The 1,139-nt window shown below is 58.6% G+C and carries 1 rRNA gene; it reads right to left on the bottom strand.

Annotation, left to right across the window (positions count from 1 at the left end):
- Window positions 1-849, bottom strand: a 23S ribosomal RNA gene (locus ACIRVF_RS42955); the annotation flags it as partial.
- Window positions 850-1,139 lie beyond the last annotated feature (290 nt).

A 1,139-nucleotide genomic window follows, 5' to 3' on the forward strand; every position in this document is an offset into this window, starting at 1 on the left:
ACCCTGGTGGGTTCGGTCCTCCACACGGTCTTACCCGCGCTTCAACCTGCCCATGGCTAGATCACTCCGCTTCGGGTCTTGGGCATGCAACTCAACCGCCCTATTCGGACTCGCTTTCGCTACGGCTACCCCACACGGGTTAACCTCGCTACACACCGCAAACTCGCAGGCTCATTCTTCAAAAGGCACGCAGTCACGGCCCACCAGCAAGCTGGTGAACGACGCTCCCACGGCTTGTAGGCACACGGTTTCAGGTACTATTTCACTCCGCTCCCGCGGTACTTTTCACCATTCCCTCACGGTACTATCCGCTATCGGTCACCAGGGAATATTTAGGCTTAGCGGGTGGTCCCGCCAGATTCACACGGGATTTCTCGGGCCCCGTGCTACTTGGGTGTTCTTCAAGCGAGCCGTACAGATTTCGTCTACGGGGGTCTTACCCTCTACGCCGGACCTTTCGCATGTCCTTCGACTACCCATACGGTTTCTGACTCGCCGACCGGCCGGCAGACCGATCAAGAAAAAACCCACGACCCCCTGAGCGCAACCCCTGCCGGGTCTCACACGCTCAAGGTTTAGCCTCATCCGGTTTCGCTCGCCACTACTCCCGGAATCACGGTTGTTTTCTCTTCCTGCGGGTACTGAGATGTTTCACTTCCCCGCGTTCCCTCCACACTGCCTATGTGTTCAGCAGCGGGTGACAGCCCATGACGACTGCCGGGTTTCCCCATTCGGACACCCCCGGATCAAAGCTCGGTTGACAGCTCCCCGGGGCCTATCGCGGCCTCCCACGTCCTTCATCGGTTCCTGGTGCCAAGGCATCCACCGTGCGCCCTTAAAAACTTGGCCACAGATGCTCGCGTCCACTGTGCAGTTCTCAAACAACGACCAGTCACACACCCTCAACGATCCAACGGACCGCCTTGAGTGAGGCCGGCAACCATGAGGCAACTTCCGTTCCCTCAGGACCCAACAACGTGCCCGACACAGTCAATCCCAGAACGCGTTCCACGCCGAAGCAGTACTAGCCCCTGGTCTCTTCCTGTGCCGAATAGTCAACGTTCCACCCATGAGCAACCGTGCAGAACATTCGCCTGCAAGCGGCCATGTGCTCCTTAGAAAGGAGGTGATCCAGCCGC

Source organism: Kitasatospora sp. NPDC101157 (assembly GCF_044768255.1).
GTDB lineage: Bacteria > Actinomycetota > Actinomycetes > Streptomycetales > Streptomycetaceae > Kitasatospora.